This window comes from Brevinematales bacterium, from assembly GCA_026415355.1.
Taxonomy (GTDB): Bacteria; Spirochaetota; Brevinematia; order DTOW01; family DTOW01; genus SKYB106.
The window spans coordinates 53,781-79,824 of sequence record JAOAHF010000010.1; the positions used below are offsets into that span (position 1 = coordinate 53,781).

25 protein-coding genes are annotated in these 26,044 nt (G+C 31.9%); 9 read left to right on the forward strand and 16 right to left on the reverse strand.

Annotated features, from left to right (window positions below):
• Positions 1–2: 2 nt before the first annotated feature.
• Positions 3–1,922, reverse strand: coding sequence for a flagellar hook-associated protein FlgK (gene flgK, locus N2712_05085; protein ID MCX8029354.1), 1,920 nt, complete (start codon positions 1,920–1,922; stop codon positions 3–5).
• A gap of 288 nt (positions 1,923–2,210) precedes the next feature.
• Here flgK and N2712_05090 point away from each other — a divergent pair, with 288 nt between their 5' ends.
• Both N2712_05090 and N2712_05095 read left to right on the forward strand, forming a co-directional pair.
• Entirely contained in the window at positions 2,211–2,783 is a 573-nt protein-coding gene (locus N2712_05090) for a DUF4390 domain-containing protein (protein MCX8029355.1), read from the forward strand.
• A gap of 3 nt (positions 2,784–2,786) precedes the next feature.
• A complete protein-coding gene (locus N2712_05095; GenBank protein ID MCX8029356.1) occupies positions 2,787–4,412 on the forward strand; it encodes a HAMP domain-containing histidine kinase in 1,626 nt (541 codons plus the stop codon).
• A 1-nt stretch (position 4,413) separates the two neighbouring features.
• Here N2712_05095 and N2712_05100 read toward each other — a convergent pair whose 3' ends face one another.
• Positions 4,414–5,055 (reverse strand): bifunctional nuclease family protein, encoded by a 642-nt coding sequence (locus tag N2712_05100; protein MCX8029357.1) that lies wholly within the window; start codon positions 5,053–5,055, stop codon positions 4,414–4,416.
• Between the two features lie 815 nt (positions 5,056–5,870).
• Here N2712_05100 and N2712_05105 point away from each other — a divergent pair.
• On the forward strand, positions 5,871–6,818 hold the full coding sequence (locus tag N2712_05105; GenBank protein MCX8029358.1) for a biotin--[acetyl-CoA-carboxylase] ligase: 948 nt from the start codon (positions 5,871–5,873) through the stop codon (positions 6,816–6,818).
• Here the strand turns inward: N2712_05105 and N2712_05110 are convergent.
• Positions 6,815–7,735: a lysophospholipid acyltransferase family protein gene (locus N2712_05110; GenBank protein ID MCX8029359.1), complete on the reverse strand. Its 921-nt coding sequence runs from the start codon at positions 7,733–7,735 to the stop codon at positions 6,815–6,817. The genes N2712_05105 and N2712_05110 overlap by 4 nt on opposite strands.
• A gap of 128 nt (positions 7,736–7,863) precedes the next feature.
• On the opposite strand from N2712_05110, the gene thrS reads away from it, so the two are divergent.
• Positions 7,864–9,732, forward strand: coding sequence for a threonine--tRNA ligase (gene thrS / locus N2712_05115; protein MCX8029360.1), 1,869 nt, complete (start codon positions 7,864–7,866; stop codon positions 9,730–9,732).
• A gap of 292 nt (positions 9,733–10,024) precedes the next feature.
• Here thrS and N2712_05120 read toward each other — a convergent pair whose 3' ends face one another.
• The gene (locus N2712_05120) at positions 10,025–11,761 is read right to left on the reverse strand and encodes a DUF115 domain-containing protein (GenBank protein ID MCX8029361.1); all 1,737 of its coding nucleotides are present in this window, start codon (positions 11,759–11,761) and stop codon (positions 10,025–10,027) included.
• A complete protein-coding gene (locus N2712_05125; GenBank protein MCX8029362.1) occupies positions 11,748–12,812 on the reverse strand; it encodes a tetratricopeptide repeat protein in 1,065 nt (354 codons plus the stop codon). Before N2712_05125 ends, N2712_05120 begins: the two co-directional genes overlap by 14 nt.
• Positions 12,813–12,961: 149 nt before the next feature.
• Here N2712_05125 and N2712_05130 point away from each other — a divergent pair, with 149 nt between their 5' ends.
• Positions 12,962–13,840, forward strand: coding sequence for a PstS family phosphate ABC transporter substrate-binding protein (locus tag N2712_05130; GenBank protein MCX8029363.1), 879 nt, complete (start codon positions 12,962–12,964; stop codon positions 13,838–13,840).
• 49 nt (positions 13,841–13,889) lie between these two features.
• On the opposite strand, the gene N2712_05135 is transcribed toward N2712_05130, so the two are convergent.
• Positions 13,890–14,642, reverse strand: coding sequence for a hypothetical protein (locus N2712_05135; GenBank protein MCX8029364.1), 753 nt, complete (start codon positions 14,640–14,642; stop codon positions 13,890–13,892).
• A gap of 189 nt (positions 14,643–14,831) precedes the next feature.
• On the opposite strand from N2712_05135, the gene N2712_05140 reads away from it, so the two are divergent.
• Complete coding sequence (locus N2712_05140; GenBank protein MCX8029365.1) at positions 14,832–15,401, forward strand: hypothetical protein; 570 nt, start codon at positions 14,832–14,834, stop codon at positions 15,399–15,401.
• On the opposite strand, the gene carA is transcribed toward N2712_05140, so the two are convergent.
• On the reverse strand, positions 15,402–16,487 hold the full coding sequence (gene carA / locus N2712_05145; protein MCX8029366.1) for a glutamine-hydrolyzing carbamoyl-phosphate synthase small subunit: 1,086 nt from the start codon (positions 16,485–16,487) through the stop codon (positions 15,402–15,404).
• 6 nt (positions 16,488–16,493) lie between these two features.
• Positions 16,494–16,868: a polymer-forming cytoskeletal protein gene (locus N2712_05150; protein MCX8029367.1), complete on the reverse strand. Its 375-nt coding sequence runs from the start codon at positions 16,866–16,868 to the stop codon at positions 16,494–16,496.
• A gap of 303 nt (positions 16,869–17,171) precedes the next feature.
• On the opposite strand from N2712_05150, the gene flhB reads away from it, so the two are divergent.
• Positions 17,172–18,287, forward strand: a complete 1,116-nt coding sequence (flhB, locus tag N2712_05155; protein MCX8029368.1) for a flagellar biosynthesis protein FlhB — start codon at positions 17,172–17,174, stop codon at positions 18,285–18,287.
• A 57-nt stretch (positions 18,288–18,344) separates the two neighbouring features.
• Here flhB and N2712_05160 read toward each other — a convergent pair whose 3' ends face one another.
• Complete coding sequence (locus tag N2712_05160) at positions 18,345–18,683, reverse strand: STAS domain-containing protein (protein ID MCX8029369.1); 339 nt, start codon at positions 18,681–18,683, stop codon at positions 18,345–18,347.
• Between the two features lie 98 nt (positions 18,684–18,781).
• A complete protein-coding gene (gene tyrS, locus N2712_05165; protein MCX8029370.1) occupies positions 18,782–19,963 on the reverse strand; it encodes a tyrosine--tRNA ligase in 1,182 nt (393 codons plus the stop codon).
• Positions 19,964–20,194: 231 nt separating this feature from the next.
• On the opposite strand from tyrS, the gene N2712_05170 reads away from it, so the two are divergent.
• Positions 20,195–22,159, forward strand: a complete 1,965-nt coding sequence (locus N2712_05170) for a hypothetical protein (GenBank protein ID MCX8029371.1) — start codon at positions 20,195–20,197, stop codon at positions 22,157–22,159.
• A gap of 2 nt (positions 22,160–22,161) precedes the next feature.
• Entirely contained in the window at positions 22,162–23,235 is a 1,074-nt protein-coding gene (locus N2712_05175) for an L-threonylcarbamoyladenylate synthase (protein ID MCX8029372.1), read from the forward strand.
• Between the two features lie 80 nt (positions 23,236–23,315).
• Here the strand turns inward: N2712_05175 and N2712_05180 are convergent, their stop codons facing one another.
• From N2712_05180 to rpsS, 6 genes are read right to left on the reverse strand one after another with little or no spacing between them, the layout of a single operon-like run.
• Positions 23,316–24,068, reverse strand: a complete 753-nt coding sequence (locus N2712_05180) for an ABC transporter ATP-binding protein (GenBank protein ID MCX8029373.1) — start codon at positions 24,066–24,068, stop codon at positions 23,316–23,318.
• The gene (gene rpmC / locus N2712_05185; protein MCX8029374.1) at positions 24,068–24,283 is read right to left on the reverse strand and encodes a 50S ribosomal protein L29; all 216 of its coding nucleotides are present in this window, start codon (positions 24,281–24,283) and stop codon (positions 24,068–24,070) included. Before rpmC ends, N2712_05180 begins: the two co-directional genes overlap by 1 nt.
• A gap of 11 nt (positions 24,284–24,294) precedes the next feature.
• On the reverse strand, positions 24,295–24,714 hold the full coding sequence (gene rplP / locus N2712_05190; protein ID MCX8029375.1) for a 50S ribosomal protein L16: 420 nt from the start codon (positions 24,712–24,714) through the stop codon (positions 24,295–24,297).
• Positions 24,715–24,726: 12 nt separating this feature from the next.
• Positions 24,727–25,356, reverse strand: coding sequence for a 30S ribosomal protein S3 (gene rpsC / locus N2712_05195; GenBank protein MCX8029376.1), 630 nt, complete (start codon positions 25,354–25,356; stop codon positions 24,727–24,729).
• 1 nt (position 25,357) lies between these two features.
• Positions 25,358–25,708: an uL22 family ribosomal protein gene (locus N2712_05200; protein MCX8029377.1), complete on the reverse strand. Its 351-nt coding sequence runs from the start codon at positions 25,706–25,708 to the stop codon at positions 25,358–25,360.
• Positions 25,709–25,717: 9 nt separating this feature from the next.
• Positions 25,718–25,999, reverse strand: a complete 282-nt coding sequence (rpsS, locus tag N2712_05205) for a 30S ribosomal protein S19 (protein ID MCX8029378.1) — start codon at positions 25,997–25,999, stop codon at positions 25,718–25,720.
• Positions 26,000–26,044: the final 45 nt, after the last annotated feature.

A 26,044-nucleotide genomic window follows, 5' to 3' on the forward strand; every position in this document is an offset into this window, starting at 1 on the left:
ATTTACCTAACAATTCCCATTCTATTTATTATAGTGTCTAACATAGAATCTAAGTATGTTATGTATCTAGCACTTGCTTCATATGCTCTTTGGTAGGATATTAGTTTTGTAAGTTCTTCATCTAGGTTGACTCCAGATACTGCTTCTCTTAGTTTTTGTAAATTTTCTATTACTAGTGATTGTTTTTTAGTAGCAACTTCGGATATTTTACTTCTTGTTCCAATGTCTCCGACCACGAATTTAAGGTATTCAAGAAAAGTTGAATCTCTTTCAAGCATTACTTTTTTATCTCTTAGGCTTGCTATTAGGAGTATGTTAGAATTATCTCCAGGTCCGTTTGTTGTATCTAGTATCCTATCTCCATTTAGATCTTTTCCACTTGCTGCTCCTACTAATCTAGGGTCTTTGTATATTAATGGATTTACATCTATCCAAAGAGCTGGCTCATCTAAAGGTGCTACTGAATAATAATTTATGTCTCCTCTTATTTGAGCTATTTGTTCGATATTATTCCAGTCATATGCTCCTAGTTCCCCGCTTTGGTGTAATATCCCTGCAAAACCAACTAGGAAGTTACCACTGTCACTTATGTATCTTATAACAAAATCTGGATATTCAGTATCTTCAGACATTCTTGCCTTGATTGTAAGTTCACCTCTGTGATTCAAATATGCTACTACATGTGCTCCTGAGTTGTTTATCTTTTCTATGATGCTTTTTACAGTGTCGTTTTCGTTATATTCAACAGTAATGTTAGGCCCTCCAGATGTGTTTGGTCCGAAGTTAATAACACCAGCTGAGTTTATAAAGTCATCTGGATTAAGTTTGTTTGTACCTGTTATTTTAAATATAGCAGTTTTATCAAATATGCCGTCTTCGTTTGAATCGTAGTTGCCTCTTATGTCAGGAGTTATGGGTGCCTTAATCCAAAAATCAAGTCCGGTAGTTCCGTCAAGTCCAAAACCATCTTTATGTATTTCATTCACAGATTCTATTAAGTTTATAGTAAAGGCATTTAGTCTTTTCATGTCTGAAACTAAATCTATGTCTCTTGCAAATACCAGCCCAAACAATTCTCCATCTGATATCTTCAATCTTCTATCAGGTGAACCAATATATATGTCAACGAATCCTTTATTTTGGGCATTTGGAATACCTATTAGTTCGTGATAATTTTCCCCTTGTATTAGTATTTCGCTACCTACCATAATCATAAATTCATTCTTGTCACTTCTACCTACTTTTATATTCATTATTTTTGAAAGTTTTTCAACGAGAGCATCTCTTCTATCGTAAAGATCGTTAGGATTATCACCTAATGCTTCTAATTTTTGTATTTGGTTATTTAAGGTTGCTATTTCTTTTGCATATCCATTTATTTCGTTTATCTTTTGTTTTATGAGGTCGTTTGCTTGCTCTCTGAGTTTTATTATTGAGTTATATTCGTGTCTTATTTGGCTTGCTAGTGATTTTGCTTTTTCAACTAAGACAACTCTTGATGATACCTCTGTAGGATCCATAGCGACTTTTTGTAAAGCATCCCAATACTCATCAAGTGTTGTTCTTATGTTAGGGCCTTCGGGTTCGTTGTAAATTAGTTGTAGTTGATACAAGAATTTTCTTCTGGCCTCCCAAAACCCCAAGCCCCCATTCTCAAACATTATCCTATCATCCAAAAATTGATCTCGAGCTCTTACTATATCTTCAACTGCAACTCCTGTTCCTAGTTGCCCTGGGGTAGTTTCTCTATTCCAGGATGGATCATATATCGGGTGAAAAGCTTTGAGATGTATAATTTGTCTTGAGTATTCAGGATTGTTTAAGTTTGAAATATTATGACCTGTAGTTTTGAGAGCATCTGAGTGTGCTAAAAGACTCTTCCTACCAACCTCAATTCCATGAAAGCTTGATAATATAGCCATAATGTACCACCAAATCTAAACTTCGGAATAAGTAGAAAAAATATGAGTTTATTCAGAAAGTTTGAATACTCAAGCTTCTTTGTGTTTGAATTTTTAACTATTAAGGAGAATTAGAAATCCTTACTATTTCTACGAAGTTTTTTCAGCTTTAGAGTATATTATAATAGCGTAAATAGCAAACTAAGAAGGTTGGGGTTTTGAAAGAGTTTGTTTGTGAATTATGAGTTTTGTTGAGAAAGTTTGGTAAATTTGAATTAAGTTTTCGAAATCAATTATATCTCATCTTAGATGAGACTTTTATGTCTTCTAGTAGTTTTAATACTTCAATGCTTTTATGCAGTAGGTTTTGAGCTTTCAAAGCCTAAAGTAGTTTTTGATGATACTTCTCAAGGTATTTTTACTTTGATATTCATAGAGGGTGGCCTTCCTAAGAGTATTGAGCGTGTTCTGAAGAGAAACTTAGACATTGATCTTGTTTTTGAAGTTAAGTTTGTTAGGAAGGATTTTAGGATTCTTAACATACAGACAGTGATTACGAATATAATTACACGGTATAAGGTATCTTACGATATTGTGAGTGGAAGGTATACTATTTCTAACCCTTTCATTTTTAAATCTTACGCAAATCTTGACGAGTTAGTTGATATGTTTTTTCCATTGCTTGTTAGAATAGATCTTAACAGCCTTAAGGATAATCCAGATTTTAGTCAAGTGTATGATGATACGGAGTTTTTTATATCTCTTAGGGCAAAGATTATATATCTTAACTTAAAACCTCCACTTAATATAATAACATCAATAGTTGGGTTGGGTAATTATGAAACTCCTGTGGCTAATTCTGAAACTTTCAAAATAAGGTGACGTATGGTGCAAAAAATTATATTTTTTACATCGTTTTTGTTAGTAGGTACTTTCCTCACTGTGCTTATTTCTGATTGGACTTATAACTTGTCGTTTGGTTCTGTTAATAGGGTTTCGAATTTCTTGGTTGTTGGAGCAATTGTTTTTTCTTCTTTGGTATCACTGATACTTCTTGGTAAGTCGTTTAGGGATTACTTGAAGTCAAAACTTGGTTCAAGAATAAGATTAAGAATTATCTTTCTATTCATAATAGCTAGTGCTATATCCAGTATAATACTATCTAGCATTTTTATATCTATAATAGATGCTTTGAAAACTATTAATGAATCAAGGGAGGGTGAAAGGATTTCTGAAATATCTAGAAGATTACTTACGGAGATTTCTGTGTTTTATAAGGATATATTTAACAGGCTTGATATTTCATTACGAGAACGAAGATCTTTTATGAATACTAAAGTATTGAGAATTAGTATTGCTGAGAAATCAGATGATAATGTTGTAAATGCTATAGTGGAAGATTTAAAAAAATCTTCCCCACAAACTGGTAAGAGTGTAGTTGTTATTGATGATAAGGAATATGCTTTTGTGTTTTCCAGAGATGGTGATTATTATATTATCTCTTACGAAGAGGTCGATAAAGAGATATATAGCTTAAAAAGGGGATTATCCAAAATACTACAGATTTCAAGTAATAGTGAATTTTTGTTTTATGATATATTTCGAAATTACTTTTTTATTATACTACTTCTTTTGAATATACCTTCTCTTTTTGTTTCAGTTCTTGTTGCCTATTTGTTTGCGGAGTATATAACCATAGGTATATCAAACTTAATTGAAGGTATGAATAAAATTTCTGAAGGTAATCTAGAGTATAAAGTTTCTGATAGATGGGCTTTCGATGAGATAAAGGATTTGATAAAGGAGTTTAACAAAATGAGTTTGAGACTACTTGAAGCTCAGTATAGAGTTAGCAAAATTGAGAAAATGGAATTGTGGAAGGATATTGCTAGAAAAGTTGCTCATGAAATAAAGAATCCGTTAACACCTATAAAACTTTCAATTCAGCGAATTCTTGCGAATCAAGATGTAGATGATTTCAAGGATAGAGTTGTAGCTAGTTTACTGATCATACTTGAGGAGGTTGATAGGATTGATAATTTGATAACACAATTATCAAATTTTGCTAAAATACCTCAACCTGCTCCTGTTGCTTTTAGGTTTGTATCTCTTATTGAGAATGTTAAAAGTCTATTCTCTAACCAAGGTGTAGAGATAGAGTATGTAATAGAAGGTGATGATAATATTTACGCCGATTTTGATCAACTTAAACAATGTCTTATAAATCTTATAAAGAATGGTATTGAAGCATCTGAGGGAATATCTAATAAAATAACAGTTAAGTTTTTAAGAGAAGCTGATAGATTTATCATAAGTGTTAGAGATTATGGTGTTGGAATACCAGATGATATGAAGGATAAAATTCTCAAACCTTATATAACTACTAAGAAGTCGGGTAGTGGTCTTGGACTTTCTATAGTTGAAACGATAGTTATAAACCACAATGGGAGATTGTACTTTAATTCTGAGTTAGGTAAAGGAACAGAATTTTTTATTGAAATAAAAACGTAGGTTATTCGTTTTCTGTGCTTTGGTTTAGTTTGTTTATTTCATCTCTTATTCTTGCCGCATCTTCATACCTTTCTTCAGCGACTGCTTTTTCTAATTCTTTTTGTAATTCTTCAAGTAGTACTTCTTTTTTGTCTTTCTTTTGGGATTTTATGGTTTTACTTGTGGTTGATTCATTTGTTGTTTTTGGAGTCATGAGTTCTTGGGAAATTGTGTTCTCATATCCTTGATTCATGTATTCAGATCTACTTACTGAAGAGATATCCATAACATGTTGCGCTACATATATAGGAGAGTTGTATCTTACTGCTATTGCAACGGCATCGCTTGGTCTTGAGTCTAGTTCTATTATGTTTCCTTGAAAATTTATGTAAAGTGTTGCATAAAATGTTCTATCTCTTAAGTCATTTATGATAACTTTTTCGACGTATGCCCCTAAACTATCTAGCATATTCTTTATCAAATCATAAGTTAGAGGTCTTGGAAATTTTGCACCTTGAAGTTTCATTATTATTCCATTTGCTTCAAATGGGCCTATGAATATGGGTAAAACTCTGTTGCTAGTTTTATCGTAAAATATCATTGCAAATCCTGCATTTGTCATTACTATGTCTTCTATTTCAACTTCTATGATGTTTTCATCCATAACATAATATAAAATAAATAAATCGCATGCCATTTGTCAATCTGTATAATGAGGGTGTTTGGAGGATTCTGTATGTTTTTAGAGATTAGGTATGGGGAATGAGTTTGTGAAAGCATATTTAAGATGATGTATCTTGGGGTCAGAAATGATATTTTTTCTGGAGAGTACCAAGCGAATATAAAGCGAGATAGAAAGAATGGTTTGAGATGAGGATTCTTTGATTGTTTTGTTTTTATGACACTGTGGAGGTTTTTGTATATGCGAGCAAGGTAGGTTATAGATAAAGCTTGGGATAGACATCAACATCTCGAACATACACTGCCGTTTGAAGAGATTGGGGGAGTTAGAGATGTGATTAATGAGAAGATACTTTGGATAGGGATGAGTTTTTTGATGTAGGCTGGTGTGAGGTGATAATTTGGGACAGGTATTGAGTATAACATACTGATTAAGATGAAGGTGCTAGGGAAAATGGAGATTAGGAAGGTCAAAGGATACATCAAGGTTGTTGTGATAGTAGTGATTAAAGAGGAGTAAGTCAAGGGTTGTTGAGTTGACAGAGATTGTTAGAAGGTGTGATAAGAGTATGAGAGGAATTACAGGTTTGAGCAGGTTATAAGTCATTTCAAGAGAAGTGGGGTGAGGTAGATATGAGTTTGGTGGTAGGCATATTAGATTTTATAATGTTTGAGAAAGATAGGGGTAAAAATTTTTTGTTTTAGTTATTCTTAATCATGAGTGTTTGTATTCTTTGTATACGTTTTTTGTCGATAACAAGTAGAAAAATAGTAATTCTGAATAATATACTTATTCAGGTGAGGCAAAACTTAAAGGATAGAGTAGTTGAATTGCTGCTTTCGGGTGATGTTGTTTCAGGTAATGTTATATCAACTAAGCTCGGAATTAGCAGAGTCATGGTTAACAGGTATATAAAAAAACTTGTTAATGAAGGTTTTGATATACAAATAATGAAGCATTTAGGGTATAAACTTAATTCTTATCCCGATGTGATATATCCTTCAATTATCAAATCTAAGCTAGGTAGTAGTTTTTCAATAGTTGTGTTTGACGAACTAGATTCTACGAATACCTATGCTTTGAGGAATGCTGATAGTATCCAGGATAAAACAGTTATTATATCAGATCATCAAACAAAAGGTAGAGGAAGATTTGATAGAGAATGGTTTTCTGAGAAATGTAAAGATGTTACTATGAGTATAGTTTTCAAACCTAACATTCCTGTTGAGAAAATTATAAAGTATACTATTTCTTCGTCGCTTGCGGTTTTGGATGCTTTAAAAGATTTTGATATTGGGAATGCTTTCATTAAGTGGCCTAATGACATAATGTATGAAGATAAAAAGCTATGCGGTATACTTACTGAAAGTACAATTGAGTATACAACAGGATTAGTTGAGGTTTTGGTTATAGGTATAGGACTTAATGTTAACAGTAATCCTTCTAGATATATTCCGAATGCGATTTCAATCTATGAAATATTAGGTTTCGAGGTTAGAAGAACCTCAATTATATCGAAAATACTGTATAACTTGGATGCTAACATAAAGCTGTCTTATGAAGAATTATACATGAGATGGCGGGAGAATATGGGATATATAGGTAAAAAAGTAATACTTAAGTATGAAGGAACAGAAATAAGTTGTAGGTTTGTTGATGTTTCTAGGTCTGGAGAAATAATAGTTGAGGATAATAACACTATTAGAAAGTTTTCATTTGGTGAAGTTAGTTTAATACCTGATTAGTATTTTTCTTTCTTTCTTATTACTATTCCTTCAACGTCCCATCGCGGATGTGTCCAAGAAAACCATTGTGTTGGATCTTCTTTTATCCATTCCTCAAACTTTTGATTTATGTATCCCATTATTTGTTTTATACTTTCATTGTTATAAGGCAGATCAAAAAACAAAGGTGGATAGAATTTGAGGATATATTTGCCATCTTTCATAAATATGCTTCTAGCCATTACTATTGGAGACTTTAGTTTTAGATGAAAGACAGCAGGTCCTCTAGCTGTAGGTGCTTCCTTACCAAAAAATTTAACGTATATAGGATCAAAGTAGTATGCTTGATCAACTACCATACCTACTATCCAACCAGATTTAAGAAATGTTATTATCTTTTTTACTTCCTCAGGTTGATTGTATATTGTTTCTATATTTGCTTTTTTCCGTGTTTCTACTATCATCCTTTCAGTATAGGGGTTTATCTGTCTATTCATAACTACAGCAAGCTTTACCCATCCAAGTCTTGATGGAACTCCTGCTAGAAATTCCCAGTTTCCGAAATGTCCTGTTACTACTATTACTCCATTACCATAGTTTAGCCCTTCTTCTATATGTTTATATCCTTCAAATTCTACGAATTTGTGATAATTATTTTCATTTATTTTATTTACAAAAAATGAATGGACAATGAATATACCTATGTTTTCGAAAGCTTTTTTTAGAGTTTTAATTACATTCTTATCGTTACTTCCATAGATTACGTTTGCGTTTTTTAAACTAGCATCTCGTAGGTTTTTTACAACTTTGAAGGCTAATCTTCCTAAAATCCTGCCTAGTATTATACTATACTTGAATCCTAGGAGTAGTGTAATCTGTTTTAGTATTATGAAAAAAATGTACTCGGTCAGAAAGATTAGTTTCTTCAGCGATGTCATAAGGATAATTTGAAAGACAGATATTCCTATTATCAATATTAATAACTTAGTTTAATGTTAATTTGTTAGTATGTAGTTGTAAAATAAAGTGAAGTATAACATGGTGGTTAATCTTTCAGGGAGGATTTATGAAAGCTAAGGAGTTGTTATCAAAGTTTAGTGACTCTTCTAGGATAGTTGGTTTTAAGAGAGGTGGTATATATATAGATTTATTAACTGATATAGATAATACTGATGGTATTGAACCTATTTATGAAACTTCTGAAGATTACTACGAATTCGTTAGACATACAACTGCACATATCATGGCTCAAGCAATACAGAGATTGTATGGAGGGAAGGTAAAGCTAGGAATAGGTCCCACTGTAGAAAATGGTTTCTATTATGATATAGATATGGATGCAAAATTATCTGATGATGATTTACCAAAAATTGAAGAGGAGATGAAGAATATAATAAAAGAAGATCTTGAACTACAACGAGAAATTGTTTCAAAACGTGATGCTTTAGAATTGTTTTCAAGTTTGGGACAAGATTACAAAGTAGAACTTATAAATGAGATAGAAGAAGATATGGTTTCTGTTTACAAGCAAGGGGAGTTTATTGATTTGTGTAGGGGCCCTCATGTTGAAAGAACAGGATTAGTACCTTTAGATAGTTTCAAATTAACAAGTGTTGCTGGGGCATATTGGCGCGGGGATGAAAGAAATAAAATGCTTCAAAGGGTTTATGGAGTTTTATTTAGAACAAAAGAAGAACTTGAAAGATATATATGGCAGCTTGAAGAAGCAAAAAAAAGAGATCATAGAAAACTAGGTAAAGAACTTAAGCTATTCATGTTTTTTGATGAATCTCCTGCAATACCTTTTTGGTTACCTAATGGGATGTTTATAAAAAACACTCTTATTTCATATATGCGTAACTTACTTTACAAAAATGGTTATGTTGAAATTCAGACTCCTATGATTATGAGAAGAGAACTTTGGGAAAGATCGGGACATTGGCAAAATTATAGGGAGAATATGTATGTTGCTTTTGCTGGAGATGAAGAATTTAATGGAGAACCTGATTGGGCTGTTAAACCCATGAGTTGTCCAGGAAGTATTTTAGTGTTTAAATCGGAAGTTCGATCTTATAGGGATTTACCTTTAAAGTTTCTTGAATTCGGTAATGTGCATAGATATGAAAGGGCAGGGGTTTTGCATGGGCTTCTTAGAGTAAGGGGGTTTACTCAGGATGATGCACATATATTCTTAACACCACAACAGATAAAATCTGAGACTATAAATGTTATAAGATTAGTTGATGTTGTGTATAAAAAATTTGATTTTGAATATGCTGTTGAGCTTTCAACTAAGCCAGAAAAGTATATTGGAACTGATGAAATGTGGGAAGTATCAACCAAGGGTTTAAGAGAAGCACTGGATGAAGTAGGTGTCAAATATGAAATACGAGAAGGAGAAGGTGCTTTTTACGGTCCGAAAATCGATTTTCATCTTAAAGATGCAATAGGTAGAACTCATCAGTGTGGAACTATACAGCTTGATATGGCTTTGCCAGAAAGATTTGATGTAAATTATATAGGTGAGGATGGTAAACCGCATAGAGTAGTTATGATACACAGAGCAATTTATGGTAGTTTGGAAAGATTTATTGGGATACTTATAGAACATTATGCAGGGAAATTTCCTCTGTGGTTTGCTCCAATTCAAGTTATTATATTGCCAGTTTCTGAAAAGTTTGTTGGATATGGGATAAAAGTCAAAGAATTACTTGAAAGTGAAGGTTTTAGAGTAAAAATAGATATTGACAACGAAAAACTAGGTTTTAAAATAAGGCGTGCTCAAAATGAAAAAATACCATACATGCTTATTGTAGGACAAAAAGAACAAGAAGAAGAAACTGTATCCGTTAGATCGAGAGATAAAGGAGAAATAGGTAGTAGAAGAATGTCAGAATTTATCAATATGCTTAATCAAGAATTGAGTTGTCAGTAGCTGATATAGATGTATATAAATATATCCTAAAGTGCTTGTACTACATCGATTTAAATCTATTTTAGCCTATCCAATGAGAATATAGTAATATACATCTAAAAGGTTTATTCAGTGTTTCTTTATGAAGATAAAATTTGAACATTGTTATTTTATCCTTTTTGGCATTGATATCATTGTAGGAATTTATCTCTTTAATAGGATAGGATTTTGGTTTCATGATGAATGAGAATCTTAAGTTAGAAGTTAGAATTTATTGAAATTAACTCTTTTTTGTTTAAGGTGATTTAATACTTTAGGTATTAAGGTGGAAATTTCGTAATAGGGATTTTAATATGTTTTTTAAGTACTTTATGTCTTCTATTACACTTTGTTCTACTTCCTCGTATGATTTTTGTCCTCTGTAAAAAGGAAACATAGATTTGCTTACTACGTTTTTCACAAAACTGTATTCATTTGTAATATTTTCAAATTCTTGTTTTGAAAAATTACTTAGTAGATTGCTAATTTTATTTAGGAGATTGTAAAGTTTATCGTAGAGCTTATCTTTTTTGATTGATATTGGTGATGTTTTTGAGTTATTTACTTGCGTATCTATATTTTGTTTATTGTGAAAGAAAGAATCGAAGAATTTTTGTCCTTCCTTGGTTGACATGTTTGTAATTCCTTTGAGTTTTAGTCCATCTGATATATTGAATACATTTTCAAAATTTGATGTGTCACTTGCACTGTCAAACCAGAGTTTGTAGGTTTCCATTATCTTGTGAGTTATGCATTCTTCGTCTTTTATTCCTTCAAGTTTTATATAATCTTTTAAGGCAGATGAAACAAAAAATGTATCACTTGGATGGAATATGTTTCCTTTTAGTACTGAATATTCATGATGAGGTGAGCCTATATTGTGCGAAACTATATAAGGAAATCCTAAGTCAACGCCTATTAGGAATATCGGTTTACTATCTAATAGTAGAGCTAAGTGAAATAAGTTTGTGCTTACGGATCCTCCACTTTCGAGTCCAAGTATTTGATAACCAAGTGTATCTTCAACCCAAGATACTATATTGTTTGATATTTCTAAATGTAGCCCACCTATGTATTCTATGTGTGATGTCTTTGTAAAAAATATTCTACCTTTGAAGTTTCTTATGAGTTCTGGTGATACTGTTATGTCAGCAAATAATGTTAGGTTCTGAGTTTTTACTCCAAAGAAGTCTTTTATGTTGGCATGTTGAGAATCAAGTGAAAATACAATATCTGGTATTATTTCAAAGCTTAAGAGTGATTTGAGTGCAGTATCGACAGTTCCTAGAATAAATTTATTTCTATGCTTTTTTATTTCTTTAAACAGATGTAATCCTGAATAGCCTGCTCCTACTACTACAAAAGGTTTACCTACAAAGTCTAACAGATCTGACATTAGAATATCGTAGGATATACTACCCCACTTGATTAGGTTAGGAATGTTAAAGAGAACATTTTTGACCCATAGTTTATCAAAGTTCACTCTTGTGAGTAAATCTGCAAATTTTGCCTTTACAATTTTAGCAATATTTTCTCCTGTTTTGTCGTATTCATCTTTGTAGATTCTATATACACTTGGTAACTTTATGAATTTAACATCCTTTACATCCATAAAATCAATAAGGTTTAAAAATGTATATATATCATTTTTGTTATGATTTGTGATTAAAAATGTGTTATGTTTTTGTGTGAATGTCAAAGCAATGTCGTCGTCAAGTTCTATTGGAAGAAAGAAACTGTCAGGAAATTCTTGTTTTAGTATTTCTAAATGGTATCCAAGTCCTACTCCTAGTATTACAAACAGATACTTTGATGATTTATCAAGGCTAAGATTTTGTATGATATTATATGCTTCTTTTACTGGATCATAGGCACTATGGATTAGCACATTATTTTTTTTAATGGTTTCGTGCCCTGATTTTGACTTTATGAACTCTATTCTATTTATGTTCCCATTATTTAGTAGTATCTTTCTAAGTTTTTCCGATATGGTTAGTTTATTCAACATCATCTTCAATTTGGTAGGAATATTGTATTTCTCTTGTTAAGACTTCGATCCATCTTTTTGCTTCGCCTGCTAGTCTAGAGTTTGGGTATTCTAGAAGAAACTTTTTGAAGTTTGCTACTGCATCAATAAGTTTTCCAGCATAGTACAATACTACACCTTTTTTGAATAAAGCATCTTCATCTTTGTTTTTGGGTTCGTTATTCATTGCTCTGTCAAAAAATTTTATTGACTCATCATACTTTTTTTGTATAGCGTTGATTTCGCCAAGCCAATATAGGCTTGAGTCTTCGTATATAGTATTTGGAAATGTGTTCAGTACTTTTTCAAAATATCTTACTGAAAGGTTGTATTCCTTATCTTTCATAAGCTTATATGCGTATCCATAAAGCTGTTTCATGTAAGCATCATAAACAGATTTGTAGTATTTACTGTTGGGATTGTATTTTATGAAGTTTTCGTATATATAGAATGCTGATTCGTAGTCTCCTTGTTCAACATAAACTCTTGCTTTTCCTAACTCTGCTAGTTCTGTTTTTGCTCTTTCAAAGTACATAAGCGCATTGTTATAATCCTTCCTGTAAAAGTATATATATCCCAATTGAGTTAGAATGTTATTTTTTACATTTTGGTCTGTGGCCTTTAGAAGGGAGATTCTTAAGTATTCTTCAATTTCTGGATTCATGCTTTCATTTCTTTCTCTTAGTATATCAACTAGGAGTTCAATGGATTTTGTAAGTATTTCATCGTTTTTGTTTTCATTGAAAAACCTTGATATAAGGCTTAGTACTCTTCTTTTAGCACTTTCTGATTTACCTATTTTCAAAGAACTAAATGCAACGAAATATTCAACATTGTTGAAGTATTTACTTCTAGGATAGTCTGCTAAGAATTTTGTTCCTTCTCTTATCACGTCTTCATATAACTCAAACTCAAATCTATTTTTAATTATTTGGTAATCTTTGTTCTCTTTGTATGTATAATACAAGAACAAACCACCAAATACTGCAGCTATGGATATGATGACTAATAGGGAGTAAAGTATGGCTCTACTCATTATGGCACCTCGTCAAACTAAATTTTCGGAATTTTTTCAGAAAAACAAAATAAGAATAAATTATCGGCTTTTACGTTTTCATAAATTCGGTTTTACGTTAATTTTACAAACAATCTTTAAGATTATATATAACTTTAAAGGAGGATGCTATGAAAATTTTAAAGTTTATATCAATTTTAGTTGTTGCGATGCTGATTACTTCACCTATTGTTTTTTCTCAAAGCAAAACAATAACTGTGAAAGGATCAGATACTATGGTTATCCTTGGTCAAAGGTGGGCTGAGGTTTATATGAAGAAGAATAAGGATGTTGTTATTCAGGTTACTGGTGGTGGTTCTGGTACCGGTATAGCAGCGTTGATAAATAGAACAACAGACCTTGCTAATTCTTCAAGACCAATAAAAGATAAGGAGAAACAACAGATTGAATCTGCTGGTGGCAAACTAGTTGAAGTTCCTGTAGCGATAGATGCTATAGCAGTTTATGTTAACAGTGCTAATCCCATAAAAGAGTTGGATATGGCTACTGTTAAGAATATATTTACTGGTAAGATAAAGAATTGGTCTGAATTAGGATGGGAAAACAAAACTATAAAACTCTACTCAAGAGAGAACAATTCAGGAACTTATGTTTACTTTAAGGAACACGTCCTTGGTAACGAAGATTTTGATCCTCTAGCGCAGCAAATGCCAGGTACTGCTTCTGTTTTAAATGCAGTCAAAAGAGATAAGTATGGTATAGGTTATGGTGGTATAGGATATCTAAAAGGAGCTAAAGCATTAAGTATTTCTCCAAAATCTGGTGAAAAAGCTTATGAACCTAGTATGGATAATGCTTTAAAAGGACTTTATCCAATTTCTAGATATTTGTACATTTATCTAACTGATGAACAACTCAATAGACCTGAAGTTAAAGCATACATATCTTGGATTCTATCAAAAGAGGGACAAGATCTTGTAGAAAAAGTTGGTTTCTATCCATTACCAAAGAAGAGCTTACAAGAGGTGAGAAAGTCGTTAGGTCTTTAAGTTGGGTTAGCAAGGGGACTTAGGTCCCCTTGTTATTTAGTTTTTTGATCTAAGGAATAATCTTTAAGGTAACTGCTAATCCGAAATCTCTTGAATTTGCGAGCCCTTTAGCAAATTCGTTTTGTAGATACATGTTATCACCAAGTTTTGCTCCAAGGAATAAGCTTACTCCTATCTCTCCTTCAATAATTCTGGAACCAAAAGTTGAACCGTTTTGTGAACTTCGGTATTCTGCTCCAATTCCAACTAGTGCTGTGTTATTTATAAGGTAAAACAGACCAATGTGTCCACCCATGGTATACTCAATCGATTCATTCACAATATCTTCTAGAGAAAAAACGGGGTGTATTACTCCTATTAAGTTTCCAATGTAGATTATCCCAGGTAGTGAAAACTCAAAGCTCATGTCTGTACCGAATATCCCCTGGTGATGTTCAAGTATAATGTCTAGTGTAAAGTTGTCAGAGGATTTAAACAAAGGTTCGGAGATAATATTGAATACACCTCTTATTCCAATTTCTTCTATCTCGAAGACTTCATTTCTTGTGATTTCCTTGCTTCCTATTCCTAATTGAATGGATAATTTTTCGGAAATACCATAAAAGAAGTTTAAGTTTGCAAAAAATGTATCGTTTTCGGGAGAAGTTATTGTGTTAGCAGAATACTCTAAGAGAGCATCGGTTACAAACTTACCCTTAGGATAAACCATTGAGTACTTTTTGAAGAATAAATATGTGTCAAAACAAGCGAATGCACTGCTACTGGCTAAAATTACCGCTGCAAATAAAATCAATCTTTTCATATCAAACCTCCTTTCTGAGGATTTATTTTTATGTATGTAAGCTTATGTTTTCTAGAAATAGTTGAATTTCTATATTAGTTGTAGCTTTTTATGTTAAAGGGATATGACTTTTTAAGGTAAAGTATTTCATCGTCAGTTGAAAATTGGTTATATCTTTTATAAACTTAATTAAGCATAAGGGAGGAGAATATGGCTTTGGATACAAAGGGTATCGTAGATGTTCACAAGGGAGATTTCATAAAGGTAGATAATGAAGTATGTAGAGTAGTTGAGATTGATAAGAAGAGTGGTGGGGGGCAGTTTGGTTCTATAGTTCATGTTAAATATGTTGTTTTATCAACAGGTAGTTACCACGATAAAAGGTTTAATCCCTCAGATAAAGTTGAAATACCTGATGTACATATAGTCAAATGTGTGTTTTCTTATAGAGATCAGGATACATTTTATTTTATGGATCAGGAGAGTTATGAGCAGTATGAGGTTAGTGCTTCTTCTTTAGGTAAATTTGGTAATTTCTTGAAGGAGAATGATGAGGTTGAAGTTGTCGTATATGAAGGTAGAGCTTTATCAGTTAATAAACCTGATAAGATAAAAGTAAAAGTAGAACAGACAGGAGATGTTTCTTCTGGTACAGATAAAAGTGTTTGGAAACCTGCTATAATAGAAGGAGGAATTGAGATAATGGTACCTGGTTTTATAAAGAATGGAGATTACGTATACATAGATACCGAAAGGTTTGAATATATAGGTAGAGAATAGTTATTGTATCATACTTAAAAACTCGTCGAATAAGTATCTTGAATCGTGAGGACCAGGACCTGCTTCAGGATGGTATTGAACTGCCATTAGGTTCTGAGATTCACATAGAATACCTTCTACAGAATGATCGTTCAAATTTATATGAGATACTTCTACATTTTTTGGTAAGGTATTAGGATCAACTGCAAAACCGTGGTTTTGAGATGTTATTTCAACCTTACCTGTTTTTAAGTTTTTTACTGGATGATTTATCGCATGATGCCCGAATTTTAGCTTATATGTTTTAGCACCTAAGGCCAGAGATATTAACTGATGTCCTAGACATATACCAAACATTGGTTTCTTCCCAATTAGTTCTTTTATAAGTTTGATTGCATGAGTTATTGCTGCTGGATCTCCTGGACCATTTGATACAAATATTCCATCAGGTTTAAGCGAAAGTACGTCTTTAGCAGAAACAGTATAAGGTAAGAATGTAACTTTTGCTTTTCTTTCTGCGAAAAGTCTTGCAATATTCCACTTCATTCCATAATCCAGTGCTACTATGTTATAATCATACGAAGGTAGCTCTATGAGTGTTTTCTGTTGTTTGGTTGATACGTGTATTGTTAGATCGAGTCCAACCATGTCAGGTAATTTTTTGACTTCTTCTTTTAGTTTGTCTATTTGATCTATTTTATCAGAAATTATAGCCATCATAGCACCATGGTTTCTTATGTGCCTTGTTAATTTCCTTGTATCAACTCTATCAATTGCTACTACTTTATGTTCTATTAGGTAATCTCTTAGTGACTTTTTTGCTTCGGAATTACTGGGATATTCGCTAATTTCTCTCATTACGAACCCAGCTACTTTTGGAGTGTCAGATTCGACATCTTCATCGTTAACTCCATAATTACCTATATGAGGGTATGTCATTACAACAATTTGCTTATGGTAAGAAGGATCAGTAAGAATTTCTTGGTATCCTGTCATTCCGGTGTTGAATACAACTTCCCCCCAGGTTGTACCTACATATCCTACAAATCTTCCATAGAATACAGTTCCGTCTTTAAGTACTAAGACTGCGTTTTTCTTAAAATCCATGGTGATTTATACTTTATTGGGGTGGGGATTTGCAGCTTTTGAAGGCATAGAACAGTTACCGTTGAAGATACAGCCTGACTCAATGTAGAGATCTGGTGTTTTTATATCTCCAGTTAACTTTGCACCACTTATCATTTCAAGTTTCTCTGTTGCTTCAACGTTGCCTATTATTTCACCATAATTTGTGATTGTGGCTGCTTTTATTTGTGCTTTTACAAGTGCTTTCGGTCCAATAACTAGATGTCCTGTAGCATCGATTTCACCTTCAAAAGTACCTTTTATCATAAGAGACGTTGAAAACTTCAAAACACCTTTAAAAGATATGTCTTCTGCTAAAACAGTATTTATATTCTTTTCGTCTATCACATGTTCTTTTGGCATAACAACCTCCTAACTCGCTAGGATTATCAAAGATTTTATTTCAATGTTTCAATTTGAAGAGATAATAATCAATAAAACTATTATATCCTTAGATACGATGTTGTTTACTTGTAAAGATGTAATTTGGTTTGCAGATAGATTCGTATAATAAATTCATTGAATATTACCTGCTTATCAAAAAATTGTGTGATTTTAGCTATTTATGATGTAGAGTACAGTAGAGCATTTATTAGATATAGAGATTTATTTGAAAGAGCTTTTGAGTTATTAGATAATTTAATTAGATGGGAGGGGAATTGATTAATGGATGTTACTTATAGAAGGTTAGAATTTATTGATCTTCAGATATTTGCTGAAGAAGATGAAGGTAGAACGCTGGAGCCAACTGAATATCGCTTGAGAAAAGCAAGAGAAGAAGGGAACATTCCTCAATCACAAGATTTAGCTAGTGGTATAGTTTTGCTTCTTATGTTCTGGGCTATATCGTTTATGGCAATGAATATATTTAGGGGAGTATATGAAGTATTCAATGTTGCCATTGAGACTATAGGTTCGAAAGAAATAAGTATAAGTAATTTCAACAATATGTTATTTATCTCTGTCAGGGTAGTCTTAGGTTTTTTGTTACCGCTTATGTTTTTAGCAGTTTTGGCAAGTATATTAAGTCATGGATTGCAAACTAGATTTAATTTATCTTGGAAGAAGCTTGTCCCAAATTTAAGGAGAGTTTTTGATATACCTGCTAATTTCAAGAGAGTTTTTTTCTCAAGAGATGCACTTTTTAATTTATTTAAGTCAGTTGTCAAAATATTTATTCTTTCTGTTGCTTTGTATTTTGTTATAGTTTCCGAAATAGAGAACTTTAAAAAGATAATGTTTAATGAACCAATGCAGGGTTTTTTCTATATAGCAGGTTTTTCGTTTAAGGTTGCTAATATTTCTGTTGTTGCTCTTTTAATTTTCAGTATTTTTGATTACCTATATCAGAGATGGAGTTTTAGAAGATCTTTGTATATGACTCCTAGGGAACTAAAACAAGAAATAAAGGAATTTGAAGGTGATCCACAGATAAGAGCAAGAATAAGAGAGTTAGAACAACAGGTTCTTCAGAGAAGATCGCTAAGTGAAGTACCTACAGCGGATGTAGTGATAACAAACCCGACGCATTATGCTGTTGCCTTAAAGTATGAACCATCATATATGAACGCACCTACCGTTGTTGCTAAAGGTGTTGATTCACTAGCATTGAGAATAAGAAAGATAGCTGAAGAAAATGGGGTTGAGATTGTTGAAAATAGACCGTTGGCACGAGCACTCTATGCATCAGTTGATATAGGTGATGAAATACCTCCTGAATACTACTCTATTGTTGCTAATATACTCTCGATAGTCTACAAGAAGAAAGGAAAGGTAATATAATCGGAACTTGTAAAGATCTTCTCTCTATAATCTAGAGATATAATTAGGTATGATGCGTTAAATTGCCGTCTTGAAGTAATTTATTGCTTCATCGACAGTTGGGTATATGTTAAAGAATGATATTAACTCTGTTATCTCTAGTATTTTTTCTACGTTTTGAGATATATTTGCGAGAACTATGTTACCGTTAGTTTCGAAAAGTCTTTTTTTATTTGAGACTATTATGCTTAGAAATGCACTTGAAATGAATCCTGTTTTGCTGAAGTCAATTACAAATTTAGAAAAACCTTTTTGTATCAAAAACTCCATCAGATTACTAAAATCTTTTGATTCTGAAATATTCATGGCGTTAGGTAATTGTATAACTATTATGTCATCTATTTCTTCATATTTCATATGACTAATATGACTTTGAGTGATTCTATACAAACATAATGAAATATGAATGATAGATACTTCCGCTTCAACAAAATATGTTTTGATGAAACAATATTCTAGTTTGGTATGATTTTAACAAATCTTCTTTTACCTACTTTGATTATTATTTCCTCTGATGATACTTCCAATACATATTCATTGTCTTTTACTCTTTCGTTATTGATGTAGAGGCCACCACCTTGTATTAATCTTCTAACCTCACTTTTAGACGGAGCTAGTTTAAGTTGTACTACAAGGTCAACTATTTTGTATTTACCTTTAGGTATGTATTCTTCTTGTATTTCAGTTGGTATTTCTTTGTACTTGAATATTTTATCAAATTCTATACTGGCATTTTCAGCTACTTTATTTCCGTAGAAGAAGGATACAATCTTTTTTGCGAGCATTGCTTTTATATCTCTTGGATTCATTCCCTCTGACATGAGTTTTTTGAGCCTTTCAATTTCTTCTGGTGGTAAATCTGTTAGCAGTTCAAAATATTTAAATATTAGAGTATCTGGTATTGACATAATTTTACCAAACATATCAAGTGGGTTGTCGTTAATGGCTATATAATTACCAAAGCTTTTACTCATTTTTCTTATGCCATCTGTTCCTTCTAGTAGTGGTAACGTTATGACAACTTGTGGTTCGTATCCATATTCAACTTGTAATTCTCTACCCACAAGAAGGTTAAACTTCTGATCAGTACCTCCTATTTCAACATCTGCTTTTACCATGATAGAGTCATATCCCTGCATGAGAGGATATAAAAATTCCATAATAGATATAGGAATACCACTTTTGTATCTTTTTTCGAAATCATCTCTTTCGAGCATTCTTGCGACGGTATATCTACTTGTTAGATTTAATATTTCTTCAAATGTTATTTTGTCAAACCATTCACTGTTATATACTACTTCTGTTTTTGATTTATCTAGTATTTTAAATAGTTGTTCTTGATATGTTTTAGCATTTTCTATTACTTCTGTTCTTGAAAGTCTTTTTCTGGTAGTACTTCTTCCAGATGGATCACCTACCATTGCTGTGAAGTCTCCAATTATGAAAACTACAGTGTGTCCTAGCTCTTGAAATTGTCTTAATTTAATAAGAGGTACAGTATGTCCTAGATGTAAATCTGGTGCTGAAGGATCTGCGCCAAACTTTACTCTCAATTTACCTTTTGTTTCTATCTTTTTGATCAGTTCTTCTTCTGATATTATTTCTACAACACCCTTTTTTATGAGAGATAAATCCATATTTTATCCTCTGACAAGTCTAAAATTATTAAGTAATTTAGGTATTACTTTCATTATTGTTGGTGTTATGATACTAGATTATTAGGCTTTACTGGATTTTGTTAAAAACTTATTTGTTGCTAAAAAATGGTATGATTGTGGTTAAATTATTGATATTTTTTAAGCTTTTTTGTAACTTCTGCTAAATTTGAAATAATGGTATGATAATGAATACTATTAATCATGTAATTTATGAATATCAATTATTTGCTAGTTTCTCAACTTAAGATTTCTGAGCTTTACGATTATCTTGAACAACATAAAAAACATTTTGAAATTAAGAGTACTGGCTCTGTTGGTTTTTACTTTCTTTATAGGTTAATATTGTCTTTGGGGGTTGAGTTTTGGGGATTTGTAGTTAGTATTTTCTTATTGTCTTTTATAGTTGATAGAGTAGCTACTATTGTTGGTGTATTAATATTGCTAGTGTTTGTATCTATGTACTACTTTATAATTAAAAGATTTATAGAGTTTGATATAACTCTTAGAAGGATCCATTCGCCTATGGTGAAAGTTGTAAAAAATAATAAGGTGTGTGTTGTTTATGAATCTGATGTTAATATAGGAGATACTGTTTTAGTTTCAAAAGATGATGTAGTACCTTTTGATTTGAGAGTTATAGAATCTAATAGCTTAGTTGTTGATGAAAGCAAGGTATTTGGTGAGCAAAGGAGAGTAGGTAAGAGTGCCGTAACTTTGCCTAAAAAAGAATTCAAAATATATGAACTTTCTAACATTATATTCTCTAATTCAATAATAGTCAAAGGTTCTGGAAAGGGTATTGTAATAAATAAGAGTTCCCCTAACAACATATTTGATTATCCTGCTGTGCAGGATAGGTTTAATGTTAAGTCTACTATTTTTTCAATGTTGTTATCGGTGTTAGTTTCTCTATTGATACTCTACGTTTATAAGGAGTTTTGGGTATCTCTTTCAATTTTTTGGGGTGTGCTTTATGTTATATCAAATAGGAATTTTGATATTATCTTAAATTACATAAGGTATTTGATAACAAAGAAGTTGTATAATGATGGTGTATTTTTACCTAGTAGTAGCAGAATTTCTGAGATAAATGAGATAAAGAAAATGATAATTAAAGTTGATCTATCTTCCTTTGATTTTAATAAGGTAAGTTATTACATAGTTTCAAAGAACAAGATTTTGAGTTTTGATAAAGTGTTGTACAGGCAATCGGAGCTACCACAAGAAATATTAGATACGTTTCTGGTAGTGGGAACAGTTTATCAAAAATCTAAGGATGTGGGAATTAAAGTGATTCTAAATCCAATTATAAATGATCTTACATCTCTAGGTTTAGATACTAAAACTATAAGGAATTACGAAATAGAAGATGTAAGTATTTCAAACTCACTTCGAGAATTGTCAACTATTAGGTTTAGATATAATGATGTTGTTTTTGGGATTTTGGATTTATCTTCTTATGTTAGTGAATTTGGTAGAATTATTGGAGTAAACAGTGGAAATGGTCTAGTTATACTTAGAAAAGAAGGAAGTCAAAGTTTTTATCCGTATGTTTTGGTGTTATTTAGGGAATATAGTTACAGTACTAATGAAATAGAACAGAGTAATACAAGATTTTACATTTTAACGGAAATGTCGTTGAAAGATTTGGATAAGCTTTTTGGTATAGTGAATGTTGATACAACTAAGTTTTCTGCTATAGATTTTAATGATTTTTTAAATGCTCCTGATGAACAAAGAAAATTCTTTCTTGAAAAGTTTCATATATTCTATAATATACCTAAAGCTTCGTTTCAGGATTTTGCTAGGATGTTTTCGGATGAGAATGAGTCAGTGATGGATAGTTTTGTAGAGATTTCTCCTAAGGATATAGGTCTTATGAAAATGCCATATTTCAGTTTATTTTTTGGCAAGAATAATACTATTTTATCTTCAACTAGGAGTATTATTATACCTTTTATGCTTATAAAGGCTTCAAAGAGTACAAAGATGTTGATAAAGAAATCAAGAGTTTTAAGTATAATTTTGAATTATCTTTTTGGGGTAGTAGTTTTAGTTGGATATCTTTTAGGTGTTTTTTGGGTTATGGTATTTATTCCTCTTACCTTGTTTTTTAATTTATATTTGGTTTCTAATTATTTATTACCTAAATATTCTAATGGTAGGGAAGGGTAGTTATGGAAACTAGGATAGTAAGAATTAGTGTTGACGAAATTGATAAAGATTTGTATTTACTTCGAAAACCAGCAAATAGCTTAAAAATGGGGGATGTAGTTGCTTTTCCTACAGAGACAGTTTATGGACTTGGAGCTAACGCTACTATGTCAGAAGCTGTTAAGAAAATATTTGAGTTAAAAGGTAGGCCGTATGATAATCCTCTTATAGTGCATTTACATTCGAAGGATGAAGTGTATAAGTATGCAAGTGTATCTAATGAAGTGGAAGAGAAGATTTTGGATACCTTTACTCCAGGGCCTATAACGGTAGTTCTTAAGAAAAAAGAAGTAATATCTGCTATATCTACTGCTGGTCTTGACACTGTTGGTATTAGAATTCCCTATAACCCAATAGCTAGAAAACTGATAGAGCTTTCTGAAGTACCTGTAGCAGCACCTAGTGCTAACATATCTGGTAAACCAAGTGCTACTGATCCAAATACGGTTATAGAGGAGTTTTCAGGGAAAATACCATATATTGTAGATGGTGGTAGAACTCATATAGGTATTGAGTCAACTGTAGTCAAGGTTGAAGAAGCTCCGGAGAAATTTACTATACTAATTGTTAGACCTGGATTTGTAACAAAAGAAGATCTTGAAGAATTTGTAACATCAGCTCAATTTAAAAAGCCAGTTGAGGTACTATATGTTGATGAACGTGATGTTGATAAACCTATATCACCAGGACAAAAATATAAACACTATTCTCCAAAGTGTCATGTTGTTTTGGTTAACGATATAAACAAAGTTTATGAGGTTGTGAAAGAATATAAAAATGGTAAAATAGGATTATTAGGACGCCCTAAATTCTTAAGTAAACTCAGAAAATTACTTGAATATTGGGGGATTAAGGATATAGTAGAATTGGAATGGTGTAAAAACGATATAATAGACTGTGCTAGAAATTTATTTTTTGCTTATAGGATATTTGATAAAGAAAATACTATATTGATACTTGTTGAGAGGTTAGAAGAAAAAGGTATTGGATACTCAATAATGAATAGAGTAAGAAAATCTGCTACTTACATAGTTTAGGTTTTTTTTCTGAGATTGTTGTGATTTGAAGTGTTTAAGATAATTTAATTTTTGTGCTCTTGGACTTTGGATCAAAAAATTTAAATTTGTTTATTTAACTGTTTTCGTTTAATCTTTCTATTTACCTTTGAAATATTGTTTTTGTTAGGTTCATGCTTATTATTTTCTTTAATAATTGCTTTTGAATCTACTATTGATATTATTTTGTTGGAGTAATTCATAACATCTTGTCTATGTGTTATAAATACTACTCCTATATTTTGTTCTTGATTTATTTTCTCAAGTAGAGATATTATTTCCAAAGAATTTTTTTCATCAAGATTTGCTGTTGGTTCATCTGCTAATATGTATTTAGGTGATTTTATGAGTGCTCTTGCTAGAGATACTCTTTGTTTTTGCCCTCCTGATAGTATTCTTACGTCGCTGTTTATATATTCTTCCATGCCTACATACTTAAGTATTTCTTTTGCTTTATCGATATATTTTGACCTAGATTCATTTGAAATGTATATAGGTAGTAAGACGTTATCTAGTACAGATACTTGATCAACTAATTCAAATGTTTGAAACACAAAGCCTATGTTTTTACTTCTAAACTTGGATATAAAGAAATCTTTGAATATTCTAGGCCTGTGGTTATCGTAAACTATATAGCCGGATGTGGGATTTTCAACCCCGGCTATTATTTTGAGTAGAGTTGTTTTACCGCAACCTGACTCTCCAGTAAGGGATATAAAGTCACCTTCTTTTATTTCAAATGAAACATCCTGGAAAAGTATTTTGGCTTTTTTGTTGACAAAATAAGATTTTGAGATTTCGACTAATTCTATCATTACTTCCTTATTCCGAGCTCTTTCTCTCTTATTATTGTGTTTATGAGTGCTATAAGTCTTCTAGTTCTTCTTATTTTCATAGGGTTGTCTGGTAATTTTATTGATTTGTTTATGATCATGGAGTTATATTCAGATGCAAATTTTTCAAGCTCTTTTTTTAGTTCTTCAATAGACATGTTAACATATAATTGCTTTATTTTTTTTGTGAAAGCCATAGACCTCTCTCCTATATTATTTCTGTTCTTTTAACTAATTTAACTTTTATACCTATTTTAGCAGAAATACTTTTTGCTAATTTTTTAGAAATTTCTTCTGTTGTTCCTATCCATTCAAATATAACTTTACCTCTTTTGACTACTGCTTCCCAATGATCGACATCTGCTTTACCCTTACCCATTCTTGTTTCTAGTGGTCTTTTGGTGTAAGATCTGTCTGGAAATACTCTTATCCAGTATTTACCACCTTTTGGCATTTGCCTTGATAGTAATACTCTTACTGTTTCTATTTGTTTATCTGTTAGGAAGGTTGGTTCGAGTGCTATAACGCCATATTCACCAAAAGATAATAGAGTATCAGTTGCTACGCCGCTTAATTTAGAAGTATGTGGTTTTCTCCATTTTGGATTTGCAGGACTTAATAATGGCATAATACACCTCCTTTACTCATATATCCATACTTTTACACCTACTATTCCTACAGTACTATTTGCTTCTGCGAAGCCATACCTGACTTTTGCGGTTAAGGTACTAAGTGGTACGGTACCAAATTTTAGTTCTTCTGATCTTGCGACATCGACCCCACCTAATCTACCTGAACATCTTATTCTTATTCCTTTTACTCCAGCGTCAACTGCTCTTTGTAATGCTCTTCTCATTGCTCTCTTGTAAGGTATTCTCATCTCAATTTGCTTAGCTATAGTTTCTGCAACTATTTGTGCATCTGTGTCGGGTCTTCTTATTTCAACAACGGATACATTTAGTTCTTTATCTGAGTTTTTGAGTACGTTTTTTTGTATTTCTTCTTCGAGTAATTTTATTTCTGTTCCTCTCTTTCCTATTATGATACCTGGTTGAGATGTGTATATTATAACATCGATTCTTGATGCGAATCTTGATATTTCTATTTTTGAAATACCAGACAACCTGTACCTCTTCAATATGAATTCTCTCAATTTAGCATCCTGTAGCACATTTTCAACCTGCTCTTCTCTGCTTGATGCAATCCAATTAGAAAGCCATTTTTCTGATATTCCTACTCTTAAACCAAATGGATGAACTTTTTGTCCCATATTATTCCTCCTTTGTAACTTCGTCAGATACTACTACATATATACTACTAAATCTTCTTTTTATAATATCTGCTGATCCTCTTGCTCTAGGTATTACTCTTTTTATGCTGAATGATTGATTTACTTTTATATCTTTAACAAAAGCATCTTTCAAGGTAGCTTTTGATCCTTTGTAGACCATGTTAGCATATGCAGACTTTATAGCATTATAAAGAAACTTAGCTCCTTTGTGTGGTAACATCTCAAGGTACGCTAAAACTAAATCTAATCTTCTACCTCTGACTACGCTTATAAACCTAACCATCTTTTTTTGTGATATCTTTAGATACTTTGCCCTACATATACCTTCCATAGATTCCTCCTATTTGGTTTGTAATTCTGCTTTTTTACCACCGTGTGCTCTGAATATTCTAGTTGGAGAAAACTCACCAAGTTTATGTCCTACCATTTGATCAGTTATATAGACAGGTATGAATGTTTTACCATTGTAAACCGATATTGTTAACCCTACCATTTCAGGTATTATAGTTGACCTTCTTGACCAAGTTTTTATAGGAGTTTTATCCTTCCTCTCTATCATCTCCAAAACTTTCTTGTATAGATGTTTATCAACAAAAGGACCTTTTTTAACCGACCTAGCCATAAAATCCTCTCTAAAGTTCAACTCATTTTAAATATGAAATTGTCT

Bases quoted from the DNA above. Each gene is read 5' to 3' on its own strand.
- flgK (MCX8029354.1), bottom strand. From the start codon at position 1,922: ATGGCTATATTATCAAGCTTTCATGGAATTGAGGTTGGTAGGAAGAGT.
- N2712_05090 (MCX8029355.1), top strand. From the start codon at position 2,211: ATGAGACTTTTATGTCTTCTAGTAGTTTTAATACTTCAATGCTTTTAT.
- N2712_05095 (MCX8029356.1), top strand. From the start codon at position 2,787: ATGGTGCAAAAAATTATATTTTTTACATCGTTTTTGTTAGTAGGTACT.
- N2712_05100 (MCX8029357.1), bottom strand. From the start codon at position 5,055: ATGGATGAAAACATCATAGAAGTTGAAATAGAAGACATAGTAATGACA.
- N2712_05110 (MCX8029359.1), bottom strand. From the start codon at position 7,735: ATGACATCGCTGAAGAAACTAATCTTTCTGACCGAGTACATTTTTTTC.
- thrS (MCX8029360.1), top strand. From the start codon at position 7,864: ATGAAAGCTAAGGAGTTGTTATCAAAGTTTAGTGACTCTTCTAGGATA.
- N2712_05120 (MCX8029361.1), bottom strand. From the start codon at position 11,761: ATGATGTTGAATAAACTAACCATATCGGAAAAACTTAGAAAGATACTA.
- N2712_05125 (MCX8029362.1), bottom strand. From the start codon at position 12,812: ATGAGTAGAGCCATACTTTACTCCCTATTAGTCATCATATCCATAGCT.
- N2712_05130 (MCX8029363.1), top strand. From the start codon at position 12,962: ATGAAAATTTTAAAGTTTATATCAATTTTAGTTGTTGCGATGCTGATT.
- N2712_05135 (MCX8029364.1), bottom strand. From the start codon at position 14,642: ATGAAAAGATTGATTTTATTTGCAGCGGTAATTTTAGCCAGTAGCAGT.
- N2712_05140 (MCX8029365.1), top strand. From the start codon at position 14,832: ATGGCTTTGGATACAAAGGGTATCGTAGATGTTCACAAGGGAGATTTC.
- carA (MCX8029366.1), bottom strand. From the start codon at position 16,487: ATGGATTTTAAGAAAAACGCAGTCTTAGTACTTAAAGACGGAACTGTA.
- N2712_05150 (MCX8029367.1), bottom strand. From the start codon at position 16,868: ATGCCAAAAGAACATGTGATAGACGAAAAGAATATAAATACTGTTTTA.
- flhB (MCX8029368.1), top strand. From the start codon at position 17,172: ATGGATGTTACTTATAGAAGGTTAGAATTTATTGATCTTCAGATATTT.
- N2712_05160 (MCX8029369.1), bottom strand. From the start codon at position 18,683: ATGAAATATGAAGAAATAGATGACATAATAGTTATACAATTACCTAAC.
- tyrS (MCX8029370.1), bottom strand. From the start codon at position 19,963: ATGGATTTATCTCTCATAAAAAAGGGTGTTGTAGAAATAATATCAGAA.
- N2712_05170 (MCX8029371.1), top strand. From the start codon at position 20,195: ATGAATATCAATTATTTGCTAGTTTCTCAACTTAAGATTTCTGAGCTT.
- N2712_05175 (MCX8029372.1), top strand. From the start codon at position 22,162: ATGGAAACTAGGATAGTAAGAATTAGTGTTGACGAAATTGATAAAGAT.
- N2712_05180 (MCX8029373.1), bottom strand. From the start codon at position 24,068: ATGATAGAATTAGTCGAAATCTCAAAATCTTATTTTGTCAACAAAAAA.
- rpmC (MCX8029374.1), bottom strand. From the start codon at position 24,283: ATGGCTTTCACAAAAAAAATAAAGCAATTATATGTTAACATGTCTATT.
- rplP (MCX8029375.1), bottom strand. From the start codon at position 24,714: ATGCCATTATTAAGTCCTGCAAATCCAAAATGGAGAAAACCACATACT.
- rpsC (MCX8029376.1), bottom strand. From the start codon at position 25,356: ATGGGACAAAAAGTTCATCCATTTGGTTTAAGAGTAGGAATATCAGAA.
- N2712_05200 (MCX8029377.1), bottom strand. From the start codon at position 25,708: ATGGAAGGTATATGTAGGGCAAAGTATCTAAAGATATCACAAAAAAAG.
- rpsS (MCX8029378.1), bottom strand. From the start codon at position 25,999: ATGGCTAGGTCGGTTAAAAAAGGTCCTTTTGTTGATAAACATCTATAC.